Consider the following 19,032-nt stretch of genomic DNA (forward strand, 5'->3'; position numbering starts at 1 on the left):
AAATTTCCCTTTCGAGAAGGGGATCGCCATGACTGACGACATCAAACGTTCGGCCGACTTTCTGGCGACCAACGTTTCAGAAAAGATCCAGAATGACGCGATCTTCCGCGCGAAGGTCGCCGACGATCCGGGCGCCGCGGCCGCGGAGGTGCAGGCGCTAGCGGGCTCGGCCAAGGGTCAGGTCGACGCCGTCGCGACCGGCGCCGTCAAACAGGCCGAAGCGGACACAGTCCGGTCCGCGGCCTCCGCCGACAAGGCGGTCTATATTTTCGCGGTGGCGGCTCTCAGCGTGGTGTCCGTCGGCGTCGTGCTGGCGATCGGCCTGCTCGCCTATCCACAGATCGAGCCGTTGATCGCCGCCATGATCGCCGGCGCCAAGGGCGACGCCGCCGCGCTCACCGCCGCCCGCGTCTCCTTTTCCGTCCCCGACGGCCTGATCGCGCTCGGCTCGGCTGCGATCGGCGCTCTCGCCGGCCTGCTCGGCCCGCTCAGCCAGCGGCGCTAGACCGGATCGCCCGCATCCTTCACCGGCTTCAGCACGGTCCGTCCCCTCCCCTCCGGCCCCGGCCGTCCCTCGACCAGCGCGGCGACGATCCCGTGCAGGGTCCTGAGGTCCTGGATCGTCGGCTCCATGCGGTGGATCATGTTGCGGATGTTGCGGACCATGGAGGCGCGCTTGTCGGGCGAGCGGAAGAAGCCGCCATCCTCGAGCTCGCCCTCGAGATGGGCGAACAGCGCGACGAGCTCGGCGTGGGTGCCGGGCCTCGCCCGCGTCGGCATCTCGAAGGGGGCGGCTCCCCCGGTCGCCGCCTTGAAATGCTCGTAGCCGACCAGCAGCACCGCCTGAGCCAGGTTCAGGCTGGCGTAGGCCGGGTTCACCGGGAAAGTGACCACACGCTGGCTGAGCGAGATCTCGTCGTTTTCGAGCCCCGTGCGCTCGCGCCCGAACATGATCCCGACCCGGCCGCCGGCGGCGTGCTCGGCGACCATGCGCGCGGCGGCCTCCGCCGGCGCGTCGACCGGCTTCGCCTGGCCGCGCTCGCGCGCCGTGGTCGCGAACACCAACGTCAGGTCGGCCAGCGCGTCCTCGACCCGCTCGAAATGCCGGGCAGCGTCGATGACGTGGTGCGCGCCCGCCGCGAACACCCGCGCCTTCTCCCCGTCGGCCTGCGCCCGGCCGCGGACCACGCGCAGCTCGGCGAGGGCGAAGTTCGCCATGGCGCGGGCGACCGAGCCGACATTCTCGGCGAGCTGCGGCTCGACGAGGATGATCGCCGGGCCCGCGCCGAGGCTGGCGGCGAGATCGGCTTTGGTGCGGTCGGTTCCGGCCATCGGCGGTGCGGCTCGTTCGTCGTGGGGGGCGCGGCTCCGATAGCATGAGGCGGCGGCAGGCCGCGACCGTTCAGGCGGAGCGGCGCTCGAAGCAGGCGAAGACCAGCGCGACGAAGGGGATCGAGGCGCCGACGGCGGCGGTGGTCTCCCAACCGAAATGCGTCATCAGCGGGCTCGTGATCGCCGAGCCGACAGCGCCGCCCAGGAACAGGATCGCGACGTAGATTCCGTTGATGCGGCCGCGCGCGGCCGGGTCGAGGCCGTAGATCGTGCGCTGGCCGAAGATCATGTTGGCCTGCACTCCCATGTCGAGCACGACCGCGCCGAACAGCAGGGCTGCGATCGCGAGCCAGGCGTCGAAGGCGGCGACGCCGAAGCCCAGGACGACGCAGGCGATCGCGATCAGCGTGCCGGGCCTGGTGTAGCCGCGGTCGGCGAGCCGCCCCGCCACCGGCGCGATCAGCGCGCCGCCGGCCCCCGCTAGCGCGAACAGGCCGATCAGGCTGTGCGACAGGCCGTAGGCGTCCGCAAGCCGCATCGGGGAGGCGGTCCAGAAGATCGAGAACGCCGCGAACATCGTCGCCTGATAGGCCGCCCGCCGGCGCAGCTCCGGATAGGTCCTGAGCAGGCCCGTCATCGAGCGCAGGAACGCTCCATAGGCCATGCCGCCCTCCGGCCGCCGCGACGGGATCAGCGCGCGCAGGCCGAGCGCGGTCGCCGCCATCAGCGCGGCGGAGAGGGCGAACACCGCCCGCCATCCCAGCGCGTCGGCCAGCACGCCGGCGACGGGCCGCGCCAGCAGGATGCCGAACAGCAGGCCGCTCATGATGGTCCCGACCACGCGCCCGCGCGTCGCCTCGGGCGTCATCCCCGCCACCACCGGCAGCAGCATCTGCGCCGCGACGGAGGCGACGCCGATCAGGAAGGAGGCGGCGAGGAACACGCCCCCCGTCGGCGCGGCGGTGGCCGCGAGCAGGGCTGCGGCGGCGAAGCCGAGCGTGATCGTCATCAGCCGGCGGCTCTCGAACAGGTCGACGAGCGGGGCGACCAGGATGAGCCCCACGGCGTAGCCGACCTGCGTCAGCGCCACCACCGCGCTCGCAGCCGACGGCGCGATCCCGAGATCGCGCGCGATCAGGTCGACCAGCGGCTGGCCGTAATAGAGGTTGGCGACGATCGCGCCGCAGGCGATTGCGGCCGCCATGACGACCAGCCCGCCCACGGCGGCTTCAGGCGCGGGGGCGCCGCGCAGCGCGTCGGTGCGGGACATGGCGTCCTCCGGATGTCGAACGGGGGCTGGGATGCGTCGAGCCCCACATATTCGTTCGACCGCCGGGCGCCAAATGCTGCAGCGCAAGCGGCCGCATGCGCCCTCGCGCCCGCGCCAGGCGGGTGACGAGACCGGCGGGCTCATTTTCCAAGAGGCCCGCCGTGACGAGCCTCCCGCGCGCGTGCTAGAGGGTGCGCCGCACCAAGCCCTGTCCCCGCCTCAGCTGAGGATGTCGCCCGATGCCCAAGATCAAGGTCGCAAACCCCGTCGTCGAGATCGACGGAGACGAGATGACGCGGATCATCTGGGCCAAGATCAAGGACAAGCTGATCCACCCCTATCTCGATCTCGACCTCGACTATTACGACCTCGGCGTCGAGCACCGCGACGCGACCGACGACAAGGTCACCGTGGACGCCGCCGAGGCGATCAAGCGGCACGGCGTCGGCGTCAAATGCGCGACCATCACGCCGGACGAGCAGCGCGTCGAAGAGTTCAAGCTCAAGAAGATGTGGAGGTCGCCCAACGGCACGATCCGCAACATCCTGGGCGGCGTTATCTTCCGCGAGCCGATCATCTGCAAGAACGTGCCGCGGCTGGTGCCGGGCTGGACGCAGCCGATCGTCGTCGGCCGTCACGCCTTCGGCGACCAATACCGCGCGACCGACTTCCGGTTTCCGGGCAAGGGCAAGCTGACCATCAAGTTCGTCGGCGAGGACGGCCAAACGATCGAGCACGAGGTGTTCGACGCGCCGGGCGCGGGCGTCGCGATGGCGATGTACAACCTCGACGACTCGATCCGGGACTTCGCCCGGGCCTCGCTGAACTACGGCCTGAACCGCGGATTTCCGGTCTATCTCTCGACCAAGAACACCATTCTCAAGGCCTATGACGGCCGATTCAAGGACATCTTCGCCGAAGTCTACGAGGCGGAGTTCAAGGACCAGTTCGCGGCCAAGAAGATCTGGTACGAGCACCGGCTGATCGACGACATGGTGGCCTCGGCGCTGAAATGGTCCGGCGGCTATGTCTGGGCCTGCAAGAACTACGACGGCGACGTTCAGTCCGACACGGTGGCGCAGGGGTTCGGCTCGCTCGGCCTGATGACCTCGGTGCTGACGACGCCGGACGGCAAGATCATGGAGGCGGAGGCGGCCCACGGCACCGTCACCCGGCACTACCGCGAGCATCAGAAGGGCAAGGCGACCTCGACCAATTCGATCGCCTCGATCTTCGCCTGGACCCGCGGCCTCGGCCATCGCGCCAAGCTCGACGACAACGCCGAGCTCAAGCGCTTCGCCGAGACCCTCGAGAAGGTCTGCGTCGACACGGTGGAGGCCGGTTTCATGACCAAGGACCTCGCGCTGCTCGTGGGCGACCGGCAGACCTGGCTGACCACCGAGGGCTTCCTCGACAAGGTCGACGCCAACCTTCAGACGGCGATGGCCTGAATTTACCGGCCTGGAGCGACGCGCGTCCGACGGCGCGCGACGCTCCGGGAGATTACCGGCGCCGGAGGGGGACGTCGGGACGATCGCCGTGCAAGGCGCCGTCCTGCCCGGGAAGCCGGGATGACCGCGACGTCTCACGTCGGGGACGCTCGCCGTTCCGGGTCGTGGACGCCCGAGTTCGGGAAGACGGCCCATCGACCTCCGAACAGGTTCTCAGGACGCCGACGCCCGCCGCATTACTTCAGATGAATGTCCGTTCATCATCCCCTGAACGGACGTTAATCTTTGTGACCGCGCATCGCCATGAAATGACCTTAACTCTCTGAGGAACTGTTCATCAGGCCTACAGGTTTGTTCAGCGATCGTCCCAACTCCACGAGGGGACGATCCGAACGACCAGCAACGGGATGGCTATGATGGACCAGACCACCAAGCAGACGGCTCTTTTCTTCGGTTTTCTCGCCGCCGCGATGGCGGCGAACACCGCGGCGCAGGCCGGACCCACGCCGCCCGAACGGACCGGCGCGGCGGCGTCGGTCGAGCGCAGCGCTCAAGGCTGCGAGGCGCGTGACCCGCGCCTTGGGCCCGCCGCCGTCGCCCCGCACGGCCGTCCTGCGCCACGCGCCTCGTAACGGCGCGCCGCCGGCGCGCGGGGGCGCCCATCTCCGGGAGGGGGATCACGTCGCCCGGACCCGTTCGGCCCGCAGCCGTCGTTCCGGGCTTGTCCCGGAACCCATCGCCGCTGGGTCTTAAATGATATGCCGCCGGTGGCGGGAATGGATCCCGGGACAAGCCCGGGATGACGGTCGCCTTGGCGACCCCGTTCCGATTCAGGCCGCCGCGAGCCGCGCGGCGACCGCGTCGAGCGCGTCCGCCGCCTTGGCGCCGTCCGGGCCGCCGGCCTGCGCCATGTCCGGCCGGCCGCCGCCTCCGGAGCCGCCGAGCGCCGCGGAGGCGGCGCGCACCAGATCCACCGCGTTGAACTTCTGCGTCAGGTCCTGCGTGACGCCGACCACGACGCCGGCCTTGCCTTCCGCCGTCACGCCGACGATCGCGGCGACCCCTGAGCCCATCGACTTCTTCGCTTCGTCGACGAGGCCCTTGAGGTCCTTCATCTCGATGCCTTCGACGGTGCGGGCGAACAGCTTGACGCCGCCGACCTCGCGCATCGGGTCGCCGGCGCCGGCCCCGCCTCCGCCCATGGCGAGCTTCTTGCGCGCCTCGACGAGCTCGCGCTCGAGCCGGCGGCGCTCCTCGACCAGGGTCTCGACCCGCGCCACGATCTCGGATTCCGGCGCCTTCAGAAGGGCGGCGAGGTCCGCCACGCGGGCGTTCTGCTCCTCGAGATGCAGCCGGGCGGCCTCGCCCGTCAGCGCCTCGATCCGGCGAACGCCGGCGGCGACGCCGCTCTCGGCGAGAATGGTGATCGGCCCGACCTCGCCCGTCGCGCGGACATGGGTGCCGCCGCAGAGCTCGATCGAGAACGCTTTCGAGGGATCGGCCGAACGCCCCATCGAGACCACGCGGACCTCGTCGCCATATTTCTCGCCGAACAAGGCGCGCGCGCCCGACGTCATGGCGTCGGCGACCGGCATGACCCGGGTCGCGACGGGATCGTTCTGCAGCACGATGGCGTTCGCGATCCGCTCGACCTGGGCGAGCTCCGCGTCGGAAATCGGCTTGGGGTGGCTGAAGTCGAAGCGCAGCCGGTCGGGCGCGACGAGCGAGCCCTTCTGGGCGATGTGGTCGCCGAGCGTCAGCCGCAGCGCCTCATGCAGCAGATGGGTGGCGGAGTGGTTGGCGCGCACCGTGCGGCGGCGGGCGTGGTCGACGGCAAGCGTCAGCTCGTCGCCGACCTTGACCTGCCCCTCGCGCACCTCGACCGTGTGGACGAAGAGGTCGCCGAGCTTCTTCTGCGTGCCCGTCACGGCGAGCGCGACGCCCTGGGCCGACATCGCGCCCTCGTCGCCGACCTGGCCGCCGGACTCGCCGTAAAACGGCGTCTGGTTGACGATCACGCCGCCACTCTCGCCGGCCATAAGCCTCTCGACCTCGGCTCCGTCCTTCACCAGCGCCACCACGCGGCCTTGCGCCTCCTCCTCGGCGTAGCCCAGGAACTCGGTCGCGCCGACACGGTCGCGCAGGCCGAACCAGACGGTCTCGGTCGCGGCCTCGCCCGAGCCCGACCAGGCCGCGCGCGCCTCCGCCTTCTGCCGCTCCATCGCGGCGTCGAAGCCGGCGAGATCGACGGAGACGCCGCGCGCGCGCAGCGCGTCCTGCGTCAGGTCAAGCGGAAAGCCATAGGTGTCGTAGAGCTTGAAGGCGGTTTCGCCGGCCAGGCTGTCGCCCTCGCCGAGATCGGCCGCGGCCTCCTCGAGCAGGCCGATGCCGCGCGCGAGCGTGACCCGGAACCGCTTCTCCTCGAGCTCGAGCGTCTCCGCGATCAGGTCCTGGGCGCGCACGAGTTCGGGATAGGCGCCCCCCATCTCGCCGACCAGCGTGGGCACCAGACGGTGCATCAGCGGCTCTTCCGCGCCGATCAGCTGCGCATGGCGCATCGCGCGGCGCATGATGCGGCGGAGCACGTAGCCGCGGCCCTCATTGGACGGCAGCACCCCCTCGGCGACGAGGAAGCTCGACGCCCGCAAATGATCGGCGATGACGCGGTGGCTCGCCTGCGCCGCCCCCTCGGCCGGCACCCCGGTCGCCTCGACCGCCGCCCCGATGAGCGCGCGGAACAGATCGATCTCGTAATTCGACGGCACGCCCTGGAGAATCGCCGAGATGCGCTCGAGACCCATACCGGTGTCGATCGACGGGCGCGGCAGGTCGCGGCGGTCGCCGGGCGCGACCTGGTCGTACTGCATGAAGACGAGGTTCCAGAACTCCAGGAACCGGTCGCCGTCCTCGTCGGGGCTGCCGGGCGGTCCGCCCGCGAGCCTGTCGCCCTGGTCGAAGAAGATCTCGGAGCACGGCCCGCACGGGCCGGTCTCGCCCGCCGCCCAGAAATTGTCGGAGGACGCGATGCGGATGATGCGATCGTCGGGAAGGCCCGCGATCTTCTTCCAAAGGGCGTGGGCCTCGTCGTCGTCGATGTAGACGGTGACCAGCAGCCGGTCCTTCGGGAGGTCGAAATGCTTGGTGACGAGCGTCCAAGCGAGCTCGATCGCGCGATCCTTGAAATAGTCGCCGAACGAGAAATTCCCGAGCATCTCGAAGAAGGTGTGATGCCGGGCGGTGTAGCCGACATTGTCGAGATCGTTGTGCTTGCCGCCGGCGCGCAGGCACTTCTGCGCGGTGGTCGCCGTCCGGTAGGCGCGGCGCTCGACGCCGGTGAAGAGGTTCTTGAACTGCACCATGCCGGCGCTGGTGAACATCAGCGTCGGGTCATTGCGCGGCACCAGCGGGCCGGACGCCACGGGCGCGTGTCCCTCCCCCGCAAAATAGTCGAGGAAGGTCTTACGGACTTCGTTGACGCCGCTCATTGGACTCTGGGCTGCCGGGATCTCGAGGGAGACGATCGGCCAAAAACGGCCGGCGCCCCGCTCGCGTTCGCGAGAACGCGCGGCGGGGCGCGCCGGCACATTAGCCGCGCGCCTCGACGCCTGTCCAGAAACCCGCGCGGCGAAGGCTGGACGCGCCCGTCGATCCGCGGTCCGCCCGTTGCGGGCCCCGATCCAGCCGGACGCGGGCGGCGTCGCTCAGTCGACGTCGATCTCGGGATCGGCCGGGTCGACCTCGTCGAAGATCTTCTCGGAGATCACGCCGGCGGCCTGCCGCACCTCGGCTTCGATCCGAGCGGCGATCTCCGGGTTCTGCTTGAGAAAGGCCTTCGCGTTCTCGCGGCCCTGGCCGAGACGCTGGCTGTCGAAGGAGTACCAGGAGCCGGACTTCTCGACGATCCCGGCCTTGGCGCCGAGGTCGATCAGCTCGCCGGTCTTCGACACGCCTTCGCCATACATGATGTCGAACTCGACCTGCTTGAAGGGCGGGGCGAGCTTGTTCTTGACGACCTTGACGCGGGTCTGGTTGCCGACGGTCTCGTCGCGGTCCTTGATCGCGCCGATGCGGCGGATGTCGAGCCGGACGGAGGCGTAGAACTTAAGGGCGTTGCCGCCCGTCGTGGTCTCCGGCGAGCCGTACATCACGCCGATCTTCATGCGGATCTGGTTGATGAAGATCACCATGGTCTTCGACTTGGAGATCGAGCCGGTGAGCTTGCGCAGCGCCTGGCTCATCAGGCGGGCTTGCAGCCCCGGCTGCACGTCACCCATCTCGCCCTCGAGCTCGGCGCGCGGCGTCAGCGCGGCGACCGAATCGACCACCAGCACGTCGACCGCGCCGGAGCGCACCAGCGTGTCGGCGATCTCGAGCGCCTGCTCGCCGGTGTCCGGCTGCGAGATCAGCAGGTCCTCGAGATTGACGCCGAGCTTGCGGGCGTAGATCGGATCGAGCGCGTGCTCGGCGTCGACGAAGGCGCACACCCCGCCCTTCTTCTGCGCCTCGGCGATGGTGTGCAGCGCGAGCGTCGTCTTGCCCGAACTTTCGGGGCCGTAGATCTCGACGACGCGGCCGCGCGGCAGGCCGCCGATGCCGAGCGCGATGTCGAGGCCGAGCGAGCCGGTCGACACAGCCTCGATCTCGGTGATCGCCTGGCCGCCGGCGAGCCGCATGATCGAGCCTTTGCCGAACGCGCGCTCGATCTGCGACAGCGCAGCGTCGAGCGCCTTGGTCTTGTCCACGGAGCTTCCTTCCACAAGGCGAAGTGCGGGCTGGGGCATGGTCAGGCGCTCCTTATGGCACGGGCCGCTTCGGCCGTTCAATGCGCCAGAATGTACGCTTTTTGTTCTCTCTGCGCAAGAGCAGCCTAACCAACTGCAAACCCTTGCGATTCTCGAATTCGTTCGCGTTATGATCCGGCGGGATCGAGGCCCTTGCCGTTCCCCGAGCCCATCGTGTCCTTGACCGCCTGGACGAGCTGCTTGAGCGAGAACGGCTTCGGCAGGAAGGCGAAGGCCTCGCCCTCCGGCAGGTTCTTCTTGAACGCGTCCTCCGCATAGCCGGAGACGAAGATGATCTTGAGCTTCGGCTGGGTCTTTCGCAGCTCGCGCAGCAGCGACGGACCGTCCATCTCGGGCATCACGACGTCCGACACCACGAGTTCGATCGCGGGCCCGTGCTCCTTCATCTTCTCCAGCGCCTCGACGCCGGAGCGCGCCTCGACGACGGTGTAGCCGCGCGAGGCGAGCGCCCGCGCCGCGAAGGCGCGCACCGCGTCCTCGTCCTCGACCAGCAACACGGTCCCGCGCCCCGTCATGTCCTGCGCGGCGCCCTCGGCCGACGGCGCGCTCGAGGGCTTCGGCTCCTCCTCCTCGGCCTGCGTCGCGATGTGCCGCGGCAGGAAGATCCGGAAGGTCGCGCCCGCGCCCGGCTGCGACAGCGCGAAGACGTAGCCGTCGGTCTGCTTGACGATGCCGTAGACGGTCGACAGGCCGAGTCCGGTGCCCTTGCCGACCTCCTTGGTCGAGAAGAAGGGCTCGAAGATCTTGTCGGCGATCTCCTCGGGGATGCCCGGCCCGGTGTCCTCGACGTCGATCAGGACGTAATCGGCGACGGTCAGCCCGGCGTGGCCGAAGGCGGCCACTTCGGCCGCGGGCACGTTGCGCGTGCGGATCGTGACCTGGCCGCCGTCGACCATGGCGTCGCGGGCGTTGACGACGAGGTTGATGATCACCTGCTCGAACTGGTTGAGGTCGGCCTTGACGAGCCACAGGTCGCGGCCGTGGACGAGTTCGAGCTTCACCTGCTCGCCGACGAGGCGCGCGAGCAGCATGCGCAGCTCGGCGAGCACGTCGCCCAGCGCGATCACCTGGGGCCGCAGCGTCTGCCGGCGCGAGAAGGCGAGCAGCTGGCGCACCAGGCTCGCGGCCCGGTTCGCGTTCTGCTTGATCTGCATGATGTCCTGGAAGGACGGGTCGGTCGGCCGGTGGTTCGCGAGCAGCAGGTCGGAATAGCCGATGATCGCGGTCAGCACGTTGTTGAAGTCGTGCGCCACGCCGCCGGCGAGCTGGCCGACCGCGTTCATCTTCTGGCTCTGCGCGAACTGGGCCTCGAGCGCGCGCTGGTCGGAGACGTCGAGCGCGTAGACCACCGCGGCCTCGCCGTCGTCGCCGTCGCCGTCGTCGACGCGGGTCACGAACAGGCGGGCCGAGCGGCCGCCCTCGCCCGGCAGGCTGGCGTCGACCGGCGCGACCTCGCTCGCGCCGCCCGCAGCGGCGGCGATCGAGGCCTCGAGCGCCGCGCGGTCGCGCTCGGCGAGGGCGGACAGGATCGACCGCTCGCCGGCCGGATCCCCCTTCAGCCGTTCGCCGAACAGCCTGGCGAAGGGCGCGTTGGAGCGCGCGATTCGGCCTTTCGCGTCGACGGTCGCGATCGCGAGCGGCGTGTTGTTGAAGAAGCGCGCGAACCGCACTTCGGCGGCCCGCAGCGGCTCGGAGACGTCGGCGCCCGGCCCCCGGTCGAGCACCAGGGTGCGAGACGCGCCGGGGGTGCCGTCATGCGCCCAGGCGACGGCGTGCAGCAGCCGCGCGGGCTGCGAGCGGCCCGAGCGGGTCTTGAGGTCGACGTCGATGATCTCGGTCGCGACGGCGCCGGGCTTCGGCGACACCGCCTCGACCAGCGAGGCGCCGTCGCCGGCCAGAATGTCGTTGAGCTTGAAGCCGCCGGAGCCGACCCGGGTCAGGTCCTGGTCGAGCCATCCGGCGAGCGTCGCGTTCATATAGACGATCGAGCCGTCGCCTTTGGCGGCGAAAAAGCCGGCCGGCGCATGGTCGAGAAAGTCGACCGCGTGCTGAAGCTCCTGGAAGACGCTCTCGTGGCGCTCGCGCTCGCGGGTGACGTCGGAGAGCGTCCAGACGGTGTCGGCGCCGCCGGCGTGGGCGGCCTGGCGCACCCCGATCCGGAACCATGCGCCGCGTCCGTCGGGCAGGGTGACCCGCGCCTCCTCGAAGGCGCGCTTGCCGTCCCGCGCCGCCTGCGAGAGGCGGTAGATCGCCTCGGCCACGTCGGCGTTGCCGGCGAACACCCGCTCCACGGTGCGCGCCGCCGCCGGCCCCTCCGCCCGGGTCAGGTCGAGATAGGCTTCGTTCGCGAACACGATGCGGCCGCCGGAATCGGTCACGAGGATGCCCTCCTCGGCCGTCGCGGCGATGGCGCGCGTGAGATCGTCCTTGGCGCCGCGGGTCGCGATCTGGATCAGCCCGACGGCGCCTGCGAACAGCGCCACCACGCCGACCATCGACAGCACGGCGAGCAGACCGAGGATCCAGGGCTGGGCGGCCTCGCCCTTGAGGAACGAGATCGCGAGACCCGCGCCCACCAGCCCGGCCGCGAGCAGCACGACGAGCCCGATGGAGCCCGATCGACCGGAACGGTCGATCGCGGGCTCGGTTGCGGGGCGGGATCGTTCGGCGACGCTGCTCATGAGGCCCTTGCGATGCCCTGACTTCGCGGGCCGATCACGCTTGGCCGGCGGATGCCGGCGCGCCGATTCGCGGCTCTAGGGGCGACGATGCGGTCCGAACGCCTCGCTTGCAAGATGGGCCTTGGATCTCGCGCCCGCTCCGTCGCCGTCAGGCGGATCCTGCGGGAGGCGCCGAGCCTGAAGCGGCGAGACCGGTCACAGGCGCGGCGCGGTCTGGGTGGGAAGCCCGCCGTTGCGGATGATGTTGTCGCCGTAGGAGATGACGGCCGCGCCCGCATTCAGCTTCAGCCCGAGCGCGCTCCCGGTGAGCAGCGAGCCGCTCAGGGTCGTGCTGCTCGGAGCATCGACCTGGAGCGCCGCGACCGACGAGTTGTCGATGGTCACATTGTCGATGACCCCGGTGTTGATCTTCGTTCCCTTGATGAGGATGCCTGTGGCGGCGTTCAGGATGACGGTGTCCTTGACGATCAGCCGGGTGTAATCGGCGGCGCCGTCGACGGTGATTCCGGTCGTGTTGAAGTTCCTGATCCGACAGTTCAGGACCGTCAGCGACCCCTGGCCGATCATGCGTATGCCGTTTAGGCCGGGTAACGTGCCCAATGACGCCCCCTCGATGTCGAGGCCTTCAAGCACCACCTTCGAATTGGCGGGCGCATTGACGACGACCCCCGTCGTGCCGGACGCGAGGACGCCGGCCTCGACGTGATCGACCTTGATCGTGATCGACTTGGTGATGGTGACGGCCCCGAACGCGCCGTTGTCGACCGCGTTGATCTCGCCGCCGGCGGCGGTCTTGGAGATGGCGCCGGCGAAGGTCTTGCAGGGCGCGGTGCGGCTGCAGGGGTTGACGTCGTCGCCCACCCCGGAGACCCAGGTTCGGGTGGCCTGGGCGCGAGCCTCGGTCGACGCCAGCGCGGGAAGAAGCGCGAGCGCCCCGAAAATGATCCAGAGACGTATCGTCATGACGCTCCCCCTGCCGCCGCTGCGGCGATCATCTTGATGTGTTCGAGCAGCTATACCGCTTGACCGCGCAACTCTCCAGCGAGACGAAAGCAAGCGTCGCCACGCCCGGCGCAAAATGAAGACGTGGATTAGAAAATACGTATTTTTACTTAGGTCACGCAAGACGAAGACGCGATCCTGATACCTTCGTCGCCGAGAGACAGAGAGAGAGAGAGAGAGAGAGAGAAGCCTCGGCTCCCTGCCGTCGCGGGACAGCCGCTCGCCAACCGGCCCGCGGCCTCAGCGTCCTCCTGTTCTGCGCTTCAGCACGAATCCGATGACTTCGGCGACCGCCTTGTAGTGCTCGGCCGGAATTTCCTTGTCGACGTCGAGGGCCGCGTGAAGCGAGCGCGCGAGCGGGGGGTTTTCGATCACCGCGACGCCGGACTCCTCGGCGAGCTTGCGAATGCGGAGCGCCAGCGCGTCGACGCCCTTGGCCACGCACAGCGGCGCGTTCATTCCCGGCTCGTATTTCAGCGCGACGGCGAAATGGGTCGGATTCGCGATCACCACGGTCGCGGCCGGCACGGCGGCCATCATGCGCTTGCCGGAGCGTTCGTGGCGGATGCGCCGGATGCGCGCCTTCACATGCGGGTCGCCCTCCTGCTGCTTGTGCTCGTCCCGCACCTCCTGCAGCGACATCATCAGCCGCGTCCGCCAGCGGTGGCGCTGCCACAGGACGTCGGCGACGGCGATCACGGCGAAGACGGCGACCGCCGCGACCAGCACGCGCAGCGCGAGCTCCTTCACGACGGGCGGCAGCGCCGCGACGTCGGCGGCCGTGAGATTCGCGACCCGCGCGCGTTCGGGCCACGCCACGGTGAAGATCACCGCGCCGACGACGCCGAGCTTGAGCAGGCCCTTGAGGAAGTTGACGAGGCTCTCCGGCGAGAACAGGCGCTTGAAGCCCGCAGCCGGCGACACCTTGGAGAATTTGGGGGTGATCGGCTCCGCCGTCACGATCGGCGGATGCTGGATCAGGTTGCCCGCGACGGCCGCGATCGCGAGCAGCAGCATCGGCAGCGCGAGCGCGGCGCCGACGCTCAGGCCGAGCCCGGCGGTCATGGCCCGGAGCGACGCGGAATCGACCACGAACAGATGCGGCTCCGCCAGGAATTTCCGGCAGATCATGGCGAGCGAGGCCGTCGCCTGGTCGCCGAAGGCCGACAGCGCGAGCGTCGCGGCCGCAAGGCCGAACCAGACGTTGAGCTCCTGGCTCTTGGCGACGTCGCCGCGTTTCAGGGCGTCGTCGAGCTTCTTGCGCGTCGGTTCTTCGGTCTTTTCACCGCCCTCGTCGCTCGCGGCCATGTCAGCGTCCCGTCAACAGGCGCAGCGTGTCGCCGACGCCCTCGAGAAAGACGCTCATGAGCACGCCGATGACGAGCGCGAGCAGCGCGAAGCCCGCGATCAGCGACAGCGGCGCGGCGATGAAGAACACCTGGAGCTGGGGCATCAGCCGCGACAGCACGCCGAGGCCGAGATTGAAGATCAGGCCGAACACCAGGAACGGCGCCGAGAGCTGCACACCGATCCGGAAGGCGTCGCCGACCGCGCCGGTCGCAAGCTTGGCCGCGTCGCCGGCTTCGGGAAAGGCGCCCGGGCGGAACGCCTCGTAGCTCTCGGCGACCGCGGTGATGAAGAGATGATGCAGGTCGGTCGCGAAGATCAGCGCGACGCCGACCAGCGTCAGGAACGCGCCCATGATCGCGCCCTGCTGGCCTTGCGTCGGGTCGAGCGTCTGGACGAAGCCGAGGCCGAGCTGGTTCGCGATCACGTTGCCCGCGACCGACAGCGCCGACATGATGAACCGCCCGACGAGGCCGAGCGCGAGGCCGACCGCGATCTCCGACACAGCGAGCCCGATCAGCCGCGCGGGATCGTCGGCGTCCACCGCGTAGAGCGGCCGGGCGAACGGCCAGAACACGAAGGCGAATAGCACCGCGATCGTCAGCCGGAAGCGCGGCGAGACGTTCTCCTCGCCGAGCGCCGGCAGCAGCATGACGAGCGCGCCGACCCGCGCAAGAATGAGAAGGAAGGCCGCGACCTCGTCGGGCAGCAGGTCGATGGTCATGACGGCGACGCGGGCTCCGGCCGGCCCCTCACCCGCCCGAGACGATCTTCTCGGCGATGCGGGCCATGTGGCCTGCGAGCGCGTCGCCCATGAAGGGCAGCGCGATCAGCATGGCCGCGAACAGAGCCAGTATCTTCGGAACGAAGACCAGCGTCATCTCCTGAATCTGGGTGAGCGCCTGGATGAGCGACACGGCGACGCCGACGACGAGCGTCACCGCCATCAGCGGGCCGCCCACCTTGAGGATCGTCCACAGCGCGTCGCGCGCGACGTCGAGCACTTCCGCGCCATTCATGGCCTTGGCCCCTCAGATCGGCATGCGCATGATTTCCTCATAGGCCGCGATCACCTTGTCGCGGACGCTGACGAGGGTGTCGAGCGCGAGTTCGCTTTCCGCGACCGCGGTCACGACGTCGACGACGTCGGCCTTGCCGGAGAGCGCCCGCACGGCCGTCTCGTCGCTCGCGCGCCCCTGTTCGGCGAGGCCCGCGAGCGACTTCTCCAGCATCTCGCCGAAGCCCGAGCCGCGGGCGGCGGGCGCGGCGTCGCCCGCGCCGCCGATGAGCGAGGACATCGCGGCATAGGCGTTTGCGACGGCGGCGGGATTGGCCATGGCTCAGGGATCTCCGGAAAGGCGTCAGGCGCGCAGGATGTCGAGCGTGCGGGAGATCATGCGCCGCGCCGCGCCGACCATGTTCAGATTGGCCTCGTAGGAGCGCTGGGCCTCGCGCATGTCCATCTGCTCGATCAGCGGATTGACGTTGGGCATGAGCACGTCGCCGCGCGCGTCGGCGAGCGGATGGCCGGGCTCGTGCTTGACGCCGAAATCGGACCGGTCGCGCTCGACGCGGCCGAGGGTCACGACCTGCGCCGCCAGCGCGTCGTCGAAGCTCGCCTTCAGCGTCGGCACCTTGCGGCGGTAGGGCTCGCCGCCGGGCGTGCGCGCCGTCGAATCGGCGTTCGCGATGTTCTCGGCGATGATCCGCATCCGGCCGGCCTGGGCCTTGAGGCCGGCGGCCGCGACTCCGATCGCGCGGTTGAGGTCCATGGTTCAGCCCTCTTCAGCCGCGCCTGCCGAGGGCGGTGCGCAGAAGGCCGACGCTCTTCTGGTAGAGCATCGCCGCCATCTGGTGATCCATCTGGTTCTGGGCGGCCTTCATCATCTGCTCCTCGAGCACCACCGTGTTGCCGTCGGGGGTGCGCTCGAAGCCGTCGACCGTCCGCGCACGCCCCGGTGCAGGATTGGAGGCGAGCGTCATGTGGCGGGCGTCCGTCGTCGCGACGGCGGCCGTCGCGCCCGGGCCCTCGAGCGGCTTGAGGTCGCTCGCCCGGAAGTTCGGCGTCTGCGCGTTCGCCACGTTCTCCGCGAGCACGCCCTGCCGGACCTCGTGCCAGCGCATCTTCGTCTTCAGCGCCGCGAACAGCGGCGGCTCGACCATCCCGACCACGGGCTCTCTCCGGCGCGACGACAAGGACATTCGGCGATCGCGGGCGCGCTATCGGGGCGCGTTGTTCCTCGCAGATTGCGCGACGCCCCGGCAAAATCTGCCGGCCCCATGGTTAACGAGCGGTTAAGAACGTTAAGTTTCCATTCACCTTCACTGTGACTTTGGCTATGACGGGGACGCCGATCGCGGCGACGTGACGCCGGGAGTCGCGCGAACCGCGCCCGCCTCGCGCGCCCTTCGCCGACGACGCGACACGAGATTGAGGACAGACCGCGTGTTCGACCAGTATCTTGGCGGCATTCCGACGCCTCTCAAATTCGTCCTGGCCTTCGCGGTCGTCATCCTGCTGATCGTCGTCGCCGCCTGGCTGATCCGTCGGCTCGGCGGCAACCGTCTCGGACGCGCCGCGACCGCGGCGGGCCGCTCGCGCCAGCCGCGACTCGGCGTGCTCGACGTGCTCGCGGTCGACGGCCGCCGTCGCCTGGTGATCGTGCGCCGCGACAATGTCGAGCATCTCGTGATGATCGGCGGACCGAACGACGTGGTGATCGAGAGCGGCATACTGCGCGTCCCGACGGGCATGCCGGCCCAGCGCGACGCGCCGGCTGTCGCGGTTCCCGACCCCGCTCCCGCGCGCACCGCCCCTCCCCTCGCCGCGCCTGCGGGGCCCCGCGCCGCGCCGCCGGTCGCGGCGCCCCCGGTGCGCGCCGAGCCGGATCGTCCGGCCGGGCGGCCCCGCTCGGTCGAGGCGCCGCCGATGGTTCCGGCGCCGTCCGCCCCGCAGCGCCCCGCAGCCCAGGGACCAGCCGCCGTGCGTCCCGCCCCGGCCGCGGGACCTCGCGCCGGCGGACCCGCGGCCCAGCCGCCGCGCCCGACGCCGGCCGGTCCAGCGGCGCCCGACGCCGCGCCGGAGCCGCCCGTGCCGGCCCAGCCCGCTCCGCAGCGGCGCCCCGAGGCCGCTCCGCGCCCCCTCATCGCCGGCCCGGCCGCCCGTGGGCCGGAGAGCCGTTCCAGCGAGATCGCCGACCGCCTCGCCGCGGCGCTGCGGCGCCCGGTGACCGTCGCCGCGCGGCCGGAAGCGCCGGCGACCCGGCCCGCTCCCGAGCCTCAGGTCGACGCCGCGCCGAAGACGCCGCCCGCGCCCGCGGCGACGGCCCCCGCGCCGGCGGCCCCGCCGCCTCCCGAAGCCCCGCCTGCGCCGAAGCCGGCTCGGCCGGACGCCGCTGCGACGGCCGAGCCCGGTCCGAAGCCCGCCGCCGCGCCGCAGGCCGCGCCGGCGCAGTCGATCGCGCCCGCCCAGCAGCCGTCCGCCCCCCAGCCGGCTGCGCCTCCCCAGCCCATGCCTCAGGCGCCGGCGCCGCAAGCGGCCGCGCCGACGCCTCCCGCGCCCAAGCCGGCGGACAAGCCCGTCGAGGACCTGCCGCGCGCGATGCCGGCGATGGGCGGCCCAGACGCGCCGAAGACGCCCGAGGTCAAGGTTGAGCCCAAGCCCGAGGCGAAGTCCGCGCCCGAACTGCGCGCCGGGCCGCGTCCGGCGCCGGCCGGCGAACCGGCGTCCGCGGACGACGATCCGCTCGCCTCGCTCGAGGCCGAGATGGCGAACCTGCTCGGGCGGGATGTGGGCAAGTCGAAGACCTGAGACCGCCGACGCGCCGCCGCCGCGTCCCGTGACCCGGTCCGGCGATCCGCGAATCAGACGGTTCGGTCCTGCGCTCGGCGTCGGCCTTGCGGCGGCGTTCGCGCTGCTCGCCGAGCCGGCCGCCGCCCAGACCATGACGCTCGACCTCGGCCAGGGCGGGGTCAGCGAGCGCGCGCTCCAGATCGTCGCGCTCATCACGGTGCTCAGCCTCGCGCCGTCGATCCTCGTGATGGTCACGTGCTTCACGCGCATCGTCGTGGTGCTGTCGCTGCTCCGGACCGCGATCGGCACGCAGACCGCGCCGCCGAACGCGGTGATCACGGCGCTCGCGCTGTTCCTCACCGCCTTCGTGATGGCCCCGACCTTCCAGACCGCCTATGACGACGCGATCGTTCCGCGGCTCGCCGGCCAGATCGACGACGCCACGGCCTTCCAGCGCGGCGTCGCGCCGTTCCGGACCTTCATGCTCGCCCATGTCCGCGAGAAGGACCTCGCGCTGTTCCAGGGCCTGTCGCGGGAACCTGCGCCCGAGACGCCGGATCAGGTGTCGCTCCGCGTGCTGGTGCCGTCCTTCATGATCTCCGAGCTGCGGCGCGCCTTCGAGATCGGCTTCCTGCTGTTCGTGCCGTTCCTCGTGATCGACCTCGTCGTCGCCTCGGTGCTGATGTCGATGGGCATGATGATGCTGCCGCCGGCGATCGTCTCGCTGCCGTTCAAGCTGATCTTCTTCGTGCTGGTCGACGGCTGGACGCTGGTCGCCGGCAGCCTGGTCCAGAGCTACGGGACCTGACGCCGCATGCCGGGTTCCGAGAGCGAGATCCGCTCGCCTTGAATCGAGATATCCTCGACCGTCATCCCGGGCTCGTCCCGGGATCCATTCCCGCCGCCGGCGCCAGGACAGCCAACGAGGAGGAAATGGGTTCCGGGACATGCCCGGAACGACGCGGGGCGGAGGGCGCTATTCTAGGCCAGACGAGCCCGCTCCAAGGACGGGAGTCCGGAGCCAAATCGTGACCCACTATCCCAAGATTCAGCTGTCCCGCCTGCGTGAGATCGGATGGACGCTCTGGGACCCGATCGGCCTGGCGGACCAGAACGGCTCGTGGGACGCGGCGTGCGCGGACGAGTACGATCAATATCTGCTTCGCGTCGTGAGCCTGATCTGCCGTGGCGGTTCGAAGGACCAAGCGACGGCCTACCTGATCGAAGCGGCGTCCGAGCATATGGGGCTTTCGCATGTGGACGAAGCCGCCGCGGCGGCTACGTCTCAAGCCATCGAAGACTACCTGGCCTCGCTGCCGGCCGGCCCGAAGACGGTTCGCTGAAGCGTGGGTTA

18 protein-coding genes are annotated in these 19,032 nt (G+C 70.2%); 6 read left to right on the forward strand and 12 right to left on the reverse strand.

Features of this window, described 5'->3' with window-relative positions; all coding sequences use genetic code 11:
* Positions 1-28: 28 nt before the first annotated feature.
* Positions 29-505, forward strand: a complete 477-nt coding sequence (locus tag ACO2RJ_RS09540) for a hypothetical protein (protein WP_423267758.1) — start codon at positions 29-31, stop codon at positions 503-505.
* Here the strand turns inward: ACO2RJ_RS09540 and ACO2RJ_RS09545 are convergent.
* Positions 502-1,332 carry an RNA methyltransferase gene (locus tag ACO2RJ_RS09545; RefSeq protein ID WP_423267759.1) on the reverse strand — a complete coding sequence of 277 codons (831 nt, stop codon included), beginning with the start codon at positions 1,330-1,332 and terminating at the stop codon, positions 502-504. The genes ACO2RJ_RS09540 and ACO2RJ_RS09545 overlap by 4 nt on opposite strands.
* 70 nt (positions 1,333-1,402) lie before the next feature.
* Positions 1,403-2,602, reverse strand: a complete 1,200-nt coding sequence (locus ACO2RJ_RS09550; RefSeq protein ID WP_423267760.1) for an MFS transporter — start codon at positions 2,600-2,602, stop codon at positions 1,403-1,405.
* A 239-nt stretch (positions 2,603-2,841) separates the two neighbouring features.
* Between ACO2RJ_RS09550 and ACO2RJ_RS09555 the strand changes: the two genes are divergently transcribed.
* The gene (locus tag ACO2RJ_RS09555) at positions 2,842-4,053 is read left to right on the forward strand and encodes an NADP-dependent isocitrate dehydrogenase (protein ID WP_423267761.1); all 1,212 of its coding nucleotides are present in this window, start codon (positions 2,842-2,844) and stop codon (positions 4,051-4,053) included.
* Positions 4,054-4,466: 413 nt separating this feature from the next.
* Positions 4,467-4,685: a hypothetical protein gene (locus ACO2RJ_RS09560; protein WP_423267762.1), complete on the forward strand. Its 219-nt coding sequence runs from the start codon at positions 4,467-4,469 to the stop codon at positions 4,683-4,685.
* 198 nt (positions 4,686-4,883) lie between these two features.
* On the opposite strand, the gene alaS is transcribed toward ACO2RJ_RS09560, so the two are convergent.
* From alaS to ACO2RJ_RS09610, 10 genes are all read right to left on the reverse strand, one after another.
* The gene (gene alaS / locus ACO2RJ_RS09565; RefSeq protein WP_423267763.1) at positions 4,884-7,538 is read right to left on the reverse strand and encodes an alanine--tRNA ligase; all 2,655 of its coding nucleotides are present in this window, start codon (positions 7,536-7,538) and stop codon (positions 4,884-4,886) included.
* Between the two features lie 216 nt (positions 7,539-7,754).
* On the reverse strand, positions 7,755-8,834 hold the full coding sequence (gene recA, locus ACO2RJ_RS09570) for a recombinase RecA (RefSeq protein ID WP_423267764.1): 1,080 nt from the start codon (positions 8,832-8,834) through the stop codon (positions 7,755-7,757).
* A gap of 128 nt (positions 8,835-8,962) precedes the next feature.
* Positions 8,963-11,536 carry a cell cycle histidine kinase CckA gene (gene cckA / locus ACO2RJ_RS09575; RefSeq protein WP_423267765.1) on the reverse strand — a complete coding sequence of 858 codons (2,574 nt, stop codon included), beginning with the start codon at positions 11,534-11,536 and terminating at the stop codon, positions 8,963-8,965.
* 195 nt (positions 11,537-11,731) lie between these two features.
* A complete protein-coding gene (locus ACO2RJ_RS09580; RefSeq protein WP_423267766.1) occupies positions 11,732-12,499 on the reverse strand; it encodes a right-handed parallel beta-helix repeat-containing protein in 768 nt (255 codons plus the stop codon).
* A gap of 279 nt (positions 12,500-12,778) precedes the next feature.
* On the reverse strand, positions 12,779-13,846 hold the full coding sequence (flhB, locus tag ACO2RJ_RS09585) for a flagellar biosynthesis protein FlhB (RefSeq protein WP_423267767.1): 1,068 nt from the start codon (positions 13,844-13,846) through the stop codon (positions 12,779-12,781).
* A 1-nt stretch (position 13,847) separates the two neighbouring features.
* Entirely contained in the window at positions 13,848-14,609 is a 762-nt protein-coding gene (gene fliR / locus ACO2RJ_RS09590; protein ID WP_423267768.1) for a flagellar biosynthetic protein FliR, read from the reverse strand.
* A gap of 28 nt (positions 14,610-14,637) precedes the next feature.
* On the reverse strand, positions 14,638-14,904 hold the full coding sequence (gene fliQ, locus ACO2RJ_RS09595; protein ID WP_423267769.1) for a flagellar biosynthesis protein FliQ: 267 nt from the start codon (positions 14,902-14,904) through the stop codon (positions 14,638-14,640).
* A 12-nt stretch (positions 14,905-14,916) separates the two neighbouring features.
* The gene (locus tag ACO2RJ_RS09600) at positions 14,917-15,222 is read right to left on the reverse strand and encodes a flagellar hook-basal body complex protein FliE (protein ID WP_423267771.1); all 306 of its coding nucleotides are present in this window, start codon (positions 15,220-15,222) and stop codon (positions 14,917-14,919) included.
* Between the two features lie 24 nt (positions 15,223-15,246).
* Positions 15,247-15,657, reverse strand: coding sequence for a flagellar basal body rod protein FlgC (gene flgC, locus ACO2RJ_RS09605; protein WP_423267772.1), 411 nt, complete (start codon positions 15,655-15,657; stop codon positions 15,247-15,249).
* 13 nt (positions 15,658-15,670) lie between these two features.
* Positions 15,671-16,048 carry a flagellar basal-body rod protein FlgB gene (locus ACO2RJ_RS09610; RefSeq protein WP_423268949.1) on the reverse strand — a complete coding sequence of 126 codons (378 nt, stop codon included), beginning with the start codon at positions 16,046-16,048 and terminating at the stop codon, positions 15,671-15,673.
* A 283-nt stretch (positions 16,049-16,331) separates the two neighbouring features.
* On the opposite strand from ACO2RJ_RS09610, the gene ACO2RJ_RS09615 reads away from it, so the two are divergent.
* The 3 genes from ACO2RJ_RS09615 (at position 16,332) to ACO2RJ_RS09625 (ending at position 19,021) form a co-directional block, all read left to right on the forward strand.
* Positions 16,332-17,696, forward strand: a complete 1,365-nt coding sequence (locus ACO2RJ_RS09615; RefSeq protein ID WP_423267773.1) for a flagellar biosynthetic protein FliO — start codon at positions 16,332-16,334, stop codon at positions 17,694-17,696.
* Entirely contained in the window at positions 17,674-18,486 is an 813-nt protein-coding gene (gene fliP / locus ACO2RJ_RS09620; RefSeq protein ID WP_423267774.1) for a flagellar type III secretion system pore protein FliP, read from the forward strand. The genes ACO2RJ_RS09615 and fliP overlap by 23 nt, the downstream gene beginning before the upstream one ends.
* Before the next feature lie 220 nt (positions 18,487-18,706).
* On the forward strand, positions 18,707-19,021 hold the full coding sequence (locus ACO2RJ_RS09625) for a hypothetical protein (RefSeq protein ID WP_423267775.1): 315 nt from the start codon (positions 18,707-18,709) through the stop codon (positions 19,019-19,021).
* The last annotated feature ends 11 nt before the right edge of the window (positions 19,022-19,032 follow it).

It is taken from the genome of Hansschlegelia sp. KR7-227 (assembly GCF_049446035.1).
In the GTDB taxonomy this organism is placed as follows: Bacteria; Pseudomonadota; Alphaproteobacteria; order Rhizobiales; family Methylopilaceae; genus Methylopila.

What these genes read in the sequence shown, in the direction of transcription:
- ACO2RJ_RS09550 (WP_423267760.1), bottom strand. Translation starts at nt 2,602, where the DNA reads ATGTCCCGCACCGACGCGCTGCGCGGCGCCCCCGCGCCTGAAGCCGCC.
- fliQ (WP_423267769.1), bottom strand. Translation starts at nt 14,904, where the DNA reads ATGAATGGCGCGGAAGTGCTCGACGTCGCGCGCGACGCGCTGTGGACG.
- ACO2RJ_RS09560 (WP_423267762.1), top strand. Translation starts at nt 4,467, where the DNA reads ATGATGGACCAGACCACCAAGCAGACGGCTCTTTTCTTCGGTTTTCTC.
- ACO2RJ_RS09580 (WP_423267766.1), bottom strand. Translation starts at nt 12,499, where the DNA reads ATGACGATACGTCTCTGGATCATTTTCGGGGCGCTCGCGCTTCTTCCC.
- ACO2RJ_RS09610 (WP_423268949.1), bottom strand. Translation starts at nt 16,048, where the DNA reads ATGGTCGAGCCGCCGCTGTTCGCGGCGCTGAAGACGAAGATGCGCTGG.
- ACO2RJ_RS09600 (WP_423267771.1), bottom strand. Translation starts at nt 15,222, where the DNA reads ATGGCCAATCCCGCCGCCGTCGCAAACGCCTATGCCGCGATGTCCTCG.
- cckA (WP_423267765.1), bottom strand. Translation starts at nt 11,536, where the DNA reads ATGAGCAGCGTCGCCGAACGATCCCGCCCCGCAACCGAGCCCGCGATC.
- ACO2RJ_RS09545 (WP_423267759.1), bottom strand. Translation starts at nt 1,332, where the DNA reads ATGGCCGGAACCGACCGCACCAAAGCCGATCTCGCCGCCAGCCTCGGC.
- flhB (WP_423267767.1), bottom strand. Translation starts at nt 13,846, where the DNA reads ATGGCCGCGAGCGACGAGGGCGGTGAAAAGACCGAAGAACCGACGCGC.
- fliP (WP_423267774.1), top strand. Translation starts at nt 17,674, where the DNA reads ATGTGGGCAAGTCGAAGACCTGAGACCGCCGACGCGCCGCCGCCGCGT.
- ACO2RJ_RS09540 (WP_423267758.1), top strand. Translation starts at nt 29, where the DNA reads ATGACTGACGACATCAAACGTTCGGCCGACTTTCTGGCGACCAACGTT.
- recA (WP_423267764.1), bottom strand. Translation starts at nt 8,834, where the DNA reads ATGCCCCAGCCCGCACTTCGCCTTGTGGAAGGAAGCTCCGTGGACAAG.
- alaS (WP_423267763.1), bottom strand. Translation starts at nt 7,538, where the DNA reads ATGAGCGGCGTCAACGAAGTCCGTAAGACCTTCCTCGACTATTTTGCG.
- flgC (WP_423267772.1), bottom strand. Translation starts at nt 15,657, where the DNA reads ATGGACCTCAACCGCGCGATCGGAGTCGCGGCCGCCGGCCTCAAGGCC.
- ACO2RJ_RS09555 (WP_423267761.1), top strand. Translation starts at nt 2,842, where the DNA reads ATGCCCAAGATCAAGGTCGCAAACCCCGTCGTCGAGATCGACGGAGAC.
- fliR (WP_423267768.1), bottom strand. Translation starts at nt 14,609, where the DNA reads ATGACCATCGACCTGCTGCCCGACGAGGTCGCGGCCTTCCTTCTCATT.